This window comes from Mesobacillus sp. (genome assembly GCF_047739415.1).
Lineage (GTDB): Bacteria > Bacillota > Bacilli > Bacillales > Cytobacillaceae > Mesobacillus.
This window is the reverse complement of record NZ_JBIQOE010000306.1, coordinates 1-6,991: the sequence shown is the minus strand read 5'-3', so window position 1 is coordinate 6,991 and position 6,991 is coordinate 1. Positions and strand designations below refer to the sequence as shown.

General features: G+C 37.9%; 9 protein-coding genes. 1 reads left to right on the top strand and 8 read right to left on the bottom strand.

Annotation, left to right across the window (positions count from 1 at the left end; translation table 11 throughout):
- On the bottom strand, positions 1–1,084 hold a 1,084-nt coding region (locus ACH0QE_RS24905), incomplete at its 3' end, for a type IV secretory system conjugative DNA transfer family protein (RefSeq protein WP_415803120.1).
- On the bottom strand, positions 1,062–1,388 hold the full coding sequence (locus ACH0QE_RS24900; RefSeq protein ID WP_415803119.1) for a hypothetical protein: 327 nt from the start codon (positions 1,386–1,388) through the stop codon (positions 1,062–1,064). The genes ACH0QE_RS24905 and ACH0QE_RS24900, both read right to left, overlap by 23 nt.
- A gap of 320 nt (positions 1,389–1,708) precedes the next feature.
- Between ACH0QE_RS24900 and mobQ the strand changes: the two genes are divergently transcribed.
- Complete coding sequence (gene mobQ, locus ACH0QE_RS24895; RefSeq protein WP_415803118.1) at positions 1,709–3,640, top strand: MobQ family relaxase; 1,932 nt, start codon at positions 1,709–1,711, stop codon at positions 3,638–3,640.
- A gap of 474 nt (positions 3,641–4,114) precedes the next feature.
- Here the strand turns inward: mobQ and ACH0QE_RS24890 are convergent, their stop codons facing one another.
- From ACH0QE_RS24890 to ACH0QE_RS24865, 6 genes are all read right to left on the bottom strand, one after another.
- Positions 4,115–4,789, bottom strand: a complete 675-nt coding sequence (locus ACH0QE_RS24890) for a Rep protein (RefSeq protein WP_415803117.1) — start codon at positions 4,787–4,789, stop codon at positions 4,115–4,117.
- A 180-nt stretch (positions 4,790–4,969) separates the two neighbouring features.
- Complete coding sequence (locus tag ACH0QE_RS24885) at positions 4,970–5,140, bottom strand: hypothetical protein (protein WP_415803116.1); 171 nt, start codon at positions 5,138–5,140, stop codon at positions 4,970–4,972.
- 236 nt (positions 5,141–5,376) lie between these two features.
- On the bottom strand, positions 5,377–5,592 hold the full coding sequence (locus tag ACH0QE_RS24880; RefSeq protein ID WP_415803115.1) for a hypothetical protein: 216 nt from the start codon (positions 5,590–5,592) through the stop codon (positions 5,377–5,379).
- 2 nt (positions 5,593–5,594) lie between these two features.
- Positions 5,595–6,005 (bottom strand): hypothetical protein, encoded by a 411-nt coding sequence (locus ACH0QE_RS24875; protein WP_415803114.1) that lies wholly within the window; start codon positions 6,003–6,005, stop codon positions 5,595–5,597.
- A gap of 37 nt (positions 6,006–6,042) precedes the next feature.
- Entirely contained in the window at positions 6,043–6,243 is a 201-nt protein-coding gene (locus ACH0QE_RS24870; RefSeq protein ID WP_415803113.1) for a hypothetical protein, read from the bottom strand.
- A gap of 158 nt (positions 6,244–6,401) precedes the next feature.
- A partial coding sequence (locus ACH0QE_RS24865; RefSeq protein ID WP_415803112.1) for a type IV secretory system conjugative DNA transfer family protein occupies positions 6,402–6,991 on the bottom strand: 590 nt, incomplete at its 5' end.

Genomic DNA, 6,991 nt, shown 5'->3' with positions numbered 1-6,991 from the left:
CGTCCAACATGATTAAAACAGGAGGGTTTTTGGCTTCTTCTCGGTTCGTAAGATAGCGTAAAAATTGACCAATTATAACAGTGAAAATCTCTCCATACTGCTTCAATCGTGCTTCTGAAACTTGAAGATAAATCATGCTATTTTCAATATCTTCAGGACTAAAATCACTTTTAGAAGTGGCATATTGAATCGTTTTATCAACTGCAATTGTAGCCAATTTCCCTCTGATCTCTGCAAAAATTCCTGCCAATGCTTCAGGCTTCAGATCGGTAACGGTATTCGCAAGAATACGAGTCTCCATTTGCTCACTGGCGAGAAGGATTTGAATAATTTCTTGCCCTGGCATACTGCATAAAAATTGAGCCACTTCGGCAAAGCTTTTTTCATTTCGATATTCCCAACACGCAGCCGCGAAAACGGATTGAGCACATTGCACCCAAAATGGATCTCCTTTTTGTGGTACAGGGAACATATTTCTACCGATTTCCTGAACGTCCTCGATCTCCTTCACAAAATCCAAAGGATTATATCTCGCTAGTTGTTTTTCGGTAGAAAAAATAATAGAATTCGGCTTCAAATGGGCGGTCTTTTGGTTCAATTCGCCTTTAATATCAACGACTAATCCTGTACCCTCCCAACGGACTAAAGTTGGAATCCCATGCCCTCTTGTTTTTCCTGTTCCTGTTCCACCAATCACAAGCGTATGACCTTCTTTTTTAGAAGGTTTTTCGATTAGTTGACCGTTCATTTTTCCTAAAACAACCCCTGCACCTACTAGACCCTCATTCTGCAAATCTTTCATAGTGGAGAAAGTCGCTTTCCCTAAAGCTCCCTCACTATCAATATCTTTATCTCTCCAGTGAACTGCAATCGTGTAGATCATACCGACCCAAAGATATAAATTTACTAAATCCCCTATCAGAGAAAATGGAGGTAGAATCATACTTACTCCAAAAGTTAAGGCGAAAGTAGCTACTAAATTTAAGAGGACTGCTTTTACTCCCCTGCCCCCTGCAATTCCTTTAACAACCACCCCAACGAAAACTGAAACTATAAAAATCTTACTTAACGGTAGCTTCTTCACGTTTTTGATCTCCTATTCTATTTTTGTTTGCTTGTTCAATTTGTTCTTTTGACATGGATAGGACTTTCTCTTTATTTTTCAAAACTGATTGCTTAAATCCTAGTGCTAATTTTTCAGCTTCTTCTTGACCTCCTTCAATATCAAAATGCTTCTCGAAAATTGCTCCTATTTCAATCAATCGCTTTGTTCTTGCTTTTCTCTCTTTCTCTTTTAATCGGCTAGCCACTTGTTCTTTTCTAGCCTTTATCTTCTCCATTTGTTCTTCTAATTCTCTTAATCTTTCTTCGTCAGATTTACGAGCCATTCTAAAACCCTCCTGCATTGCCATATTTTTCTTTAATTATATCTAAACTAGTGCTAGAATACTAGACAAAGAGCAAGAATCGCCACAATGGAGTGTGGCACTGATTCCCGAAGATCGAAGAGCAAGGGCGCACTTATACAAACTTCGTTTGTGTGCGGTTCCTTCGGAACAAAAACCAATCCCCTTCCTAACGGAAGTGGAAAAAAGCATTATCGCCTATCGGCGAAGCCAAAACATAAAGTGAACAATCTTGCGATTCTTCACTTTCCGTTTCGGTCAAAAGGGTATGCGTGTAGCGACTATGAAAGGAGGATTAATCAATGGCTATCTATCACTTTTCCGCACAAGTTATTTCACGAAGCAAAGGGCAATCGGCTGTTGCTTCTGCTTCTTATCGTTCAGGCGAACGATTGGAAGATGAACGCACAGGAGAAACAAAATACTATGCTCGAAAAGTGCAACCTGAAACCATGATTCTTTCTCCTTCTCATGCCCCTGAATGGGTGCAAGATCGTAATCGTTTATGGAATGAAGTTGAGAAATCAGAGACACGCAAAAATTCCCAATTGGCAAGAGAAATCAATGTTGCTTTACCAAGAGAATTATCCAATGAGCAACAAACCGAATTAATTAAAAATTATGTTCAAACCGAATTTGTAAATAAGGGAATGGTAGCTGATATTGCCATTCACCGAGACGATAAAGAAAATCCTCATGCTCACGTTATGATGACAACAAGAGAAATTTCAGAGGAAGGCTTCACCGTTAAAAATCGTGACTGGAACGACCGAGAATTATTAACCCAATGGAGAGAACAATGGGCAGATCATGCCAATAAAGCACTTGAAAAAGAGGGTATTCAGGAACGTATTTCCCACCTTTCACATGAAGCACGTGGACTTGAACAAATGCCAACTGTTCATCTTGGCCACGTTGCTTCTGCAATGGAGAAGGAAGGGAAAGTGTCTGATCGAGGAAATATCAATCGTGACCGCCAAGAATATAACCGTTTAGTTGTGGACCTGCAAAAATATCGTGAGGAAAAACAGGTTCTGCAGAAAGAGATCGCCCAGGAGAAGAAACAACAAAATTTCTTGACCGCTGCCGAAAAGGTGGACATTAAAAAAGCCGTTCCTGTCGTGAAAGGCTTTGTTTCCCTTGAAAAAATTGAGGAACGCAGACAACAGATTGACCAATGGGAACAACGAATTTCTAAGTCAGAAAGCTATTTGAATTGGAAATCAGAAGCCTTTGAAAAGGCACATGGTCATATCAATAGGCAAGATAATATTCAATCTCAAATCGACCGAAACCAAAATGAAATTAAAAATATAAATTGGCTAAACCCATTGAAAATAAAGGAAAACAGGCTCACTAAAGAACGTTGTGAAAAGGGCATTGAGCGACTTCAAAAAGATTATGACTACCACGATCAGAAGCTTGATTATTACAGGGATAAATTAAAATTCTCTACCAATGATCAATTTTTTGAAAAGGCTAGAGAGTTCAAGAATGAACGAGAAGAAAAAGTTTCTAGTATCTATAAGCAGAAGCAAGAAATCAGAGAGCAAAAAAGCACTTTAGACAATGCAGAAAAAGCTATAAAACAAGGGCAAATTCGAGAAGTAGCTTCACAATATCCTGAATTGAAAACTGCTGGTCAGTACATGAGATATGAAACCGCCATGAAGCTGAAAGAGGTTAATGACAAAGCAGGGAAAACGATTCCGATTGATAGCATTAAATCGACCATCAAGGCTCGTGGTGAAAAGATTGATGAATTGCAGGGCAAAATCAAAGTGATCGATCAGGCAAATCAGCGAGTGAATACTGCCGAAGCCTATTACAAAGGATTACATGAGGTTGAAAAGAAGATTGAGAAAACCGAAAATAACCCATTCCTGAAAGGGAAAATGCTTTTCTCCAAAGAAGCCAAAAACGAGCATACAAGGGATTTAGAAAAACGAGATCAGTATAAGGCAGCCATCGAAAAATTAGGCTTCAAGGACAAGGAAAGCTTTAATAATTACAAGGAAAAATTACAAGAAGCACTTCCAGAAAAGCCGAAAATGGAGCAAGCCATTCAAGATTACGATTCAGGAAACCATAAAGGCGGTCATGGTTTTGGCACAGACTTCCTACAAGGCATTGTACAGGGTGTAGAACAGGCTCAACAACGTGAGAATAGGGAACAGAAGCGACAAGAGAAAGAACGCTACAGAGGGCAAAAAACGCATGAATTAGAGCGTTAAATGATACAATGTTTCTTACCGACCTAAGAGGGGTTGGCTCTAGGAATAGACCTTCCAATTTTTTTGAAACCTTCATAAGTGGCTGGTAACACTTATGGAACAAGATAGACTTTTCCAATATTGGAGAGGTCTATTTTTGTTTGCTCTATACCCTGTTCTATTTCAGAACCCCCCTCCTTACGGACGGTTTTTGGTTGCCTTAATGGCAACCTTTTAGCCTTTAGGGCAGATACGAAAAATAAACAAAATTAGGTGTTGCAAAACAAAGGGCGAATTGCTATTAAACAATAGTGATAATAGAGAGAGTTTGTTAAAAGGGGGTTAAAGCGTTGATATGACTAGGTTTGTTGTACTTTTTAGGGTGTGAGGTTTTCCTCTCATTTTAGGGTAAAAGTGAGAGGAATTCCGCACACCTAAAAAATTCCAAATAATAAAAAAGACCGTATCATTTTCAGATACAATCTAAAATCTTTATTAAAAAAATCTAGCAGGCAAAGTTACCTTTTTACCATTCTGATCTTTAAGGTTCTTCAAAGAATGTTGAAATAATCTCATGGTCAGTTTGTCCAATTGAACATTATTTTTTCTAGGTGCACAAATCATAATATAAGGATTTACAATCCATGTTCTAGGACTAACAGTACGTCCATTTTCAATAATTTGTCCTGCCCCTTCGGGATTAAGTAAAATCTCTTTTTCCTTCAAAGAATTCATTATTTCAGACGTTTGTCTGCGAGATTTACCAATCATTTCAGCAATATCTGAAACCGTTGCAGATTTAGGGATTTCAAAATCATCTTCAACATTTTTCTTTTTCTTTTTAAACTTATCTTCCCTGCAAATAATCACATTACTTTTAAATTCTAAATAGGCTTGAATCCTGAATAAGAAATCACCTTCGGCTTGATTAAGATACCCAATTCTATTTAATAAATCTAAGTTCCTATGCATGGTCTGATTAAATGGCTCCCCTGCAAATGGGTCTTTACTGGTTCCGATAAAATGTTCCTCACCAGTAAGTTCTTTTAATTGGTCTAGTAACGATTTTTTTAATTCTTCTGCTCTTAATCTAGCTTCTGAATCTTTCTCAAAATCTCTTTTTCTAGCATTTCTTTCAGCTTGTTCAAAGTCTATAACATTTTTTCCCACTACTTTTTCTCTCCCTTATGTAGCAGGAATTAAACCCGATATGGTAGAATATAAATATTCAAAAGTATATAAAAGGGTCTAATCCCTTGCACGTTTCGAGAAACCGCCTATCCGACCAAAGACAGGGCGGTTTTTCTCGTTTTTCTATATTTCGACAATATCAATAAATTCACCTTTTTTCTAGCCATTTTCGATCTTTACTCTAAGGCTCTCAAGTAATTTATCGTCAACTCTTTTTGGTTTGTAACCCATGCGATCAATTAAGATACCCTCTATAACCTTCATACGAGCCGTATAACGCCTATATTCACTTTCTCCAAAGGCTAAAGTGTCAGAATCAATTTCAATCAATTCTGAACCCTTCTGAACGCTTCTCATGAGGTGATAGCATTTCGTCCTTTCCTCTCTCACCAATCGAAGCAAAATCAACAAATCATAAGTGTGAAATAGCGACAGCTGAGCGAAGGGCAATTCCGCCTGTTCCAAGTACACAAAATCTTTTAATTGTGGACGCTGCTTCTTCAAAGGAGCGTCACAAAAACCGCAGTTATCAGTATTTTCATTTAGTGAACCGCAATATTTACAGTTCATTGCATTTCCTTGCTATTCAGGAAGTTCAGAACCATAGACCACAATTCGTCTGATACTTCCAGTTCGTATTCACTTATGACTAGCCGATAAGCCTGCAATCCCTCTAAAAGACCCTGTTCACTTATGAAAGTTCGTTTAAAAGCATGGTTAAATTCATTTACTCTCTCAATGACAAAATCGTCATTCTCTTTGTAGATCAGCAACTTTTTCATTTTCACACTCGCCCCTTGAAGTGATCTAAAGCCATCTTACGGAAATATGCAGACATAGATTTTACATCTTCATCTCCTGAAATTTCCCTCTCTATCTTCCCCCAAATGTCGCTAGGAAGGGTGATAGAAACCTTTTTTGTTACTCCAAGAGTAGGGCGACCGGCTCTTTCTCTGTAAGCCGAATTTGAGTTTTTCAAATGCTCCGGCAACATATCATACTGGTAAGGTGGAATATAAAGCTGACCAAACATTTCATTGATCTTTTCTAAACCCAAGCCAACCTCTGTTGCCAAAGCTACAAAATCATCTTCCAGTTGCTTAAAACTCACATACAAATCGCTTTCGCCATTCCAACGAGCATCATACATTTTTACATGAAAATCGTATAAATCAAGAATCCCTCTAGCACCCATATAACATTCTCCTTTAATTTAAGTTACTTTTATTATATCAATTAAAGTAACTTTTATCAAGAGAGTAAACAGGTTCAAAGAAAGTTTGTTTGAATTTTATTACTTGAGCATAGCCGACAACACTATATTTTTCAGGGTTTTCATTCAGATGTACAATTTCATCATAGAAAAAATATTCAGGTCTTTTTTCTTTAAAAATCGGTTTGTCTGTACCTAAAATTTCATGTGCTTTTAACATGAAAATTCCACCTCAAATTTAATAAATTAGTCGTCAAAACCCTTGATAATCATGGATTCGTACGAATCAGCCTTTTTAAACGGAGCGAATCGCACGAATCGAAAACTTGCCCTAAAGGCTAAAAGGTTGCCATTAAGGCAACTAGTGGTCTATAAGGATTAGGATACTTCTGCTCTACTGTCAACTAACATTCTCATTTCGGAATCCTGATCCCAAAACGAACGATCTAGTTCCGCAGGTCTTAACCGATAAGCAAATAAAATCGGCTTTTCGAGTACCCCAAATTCTTCTGGACGAATTAACGGAACACCCTGTTCTGACGTGGTAAAGGTCTGCTCTTTGCGATACCCTTCCCCTTGTGAGAAAGTCTTTAATTTGACCGTTTTTTGCCCTGCCATATCAGAGAAATATTTTTGCGTTTCGGTGTCTGTTGCATTGATTACAAGCTTGAATGAACAGTTATCGACAATGACTTTTCGCTCGTCTTTTCCGTAGATCGTGTCAAGTTGCGTAAGCGATTGAATGATAAGCATAAGGTGAACATTTCGGCTTCTTAAGGTTGCTAATCCTCCGACAATTTCCGACATTTTTCCCAATCGAGGGAACTCGTCCAACATGATTAAAACAGGAGGGTTTTTGGCTTCTTCTCGGTTCGTAAGATAGCGTAAAAATTGACCAATTATAACAGTGAAAATCTCTCCATACTGCTTCAATCGTGCTTCTGAAACTTGAAGATAAATCATGCTAT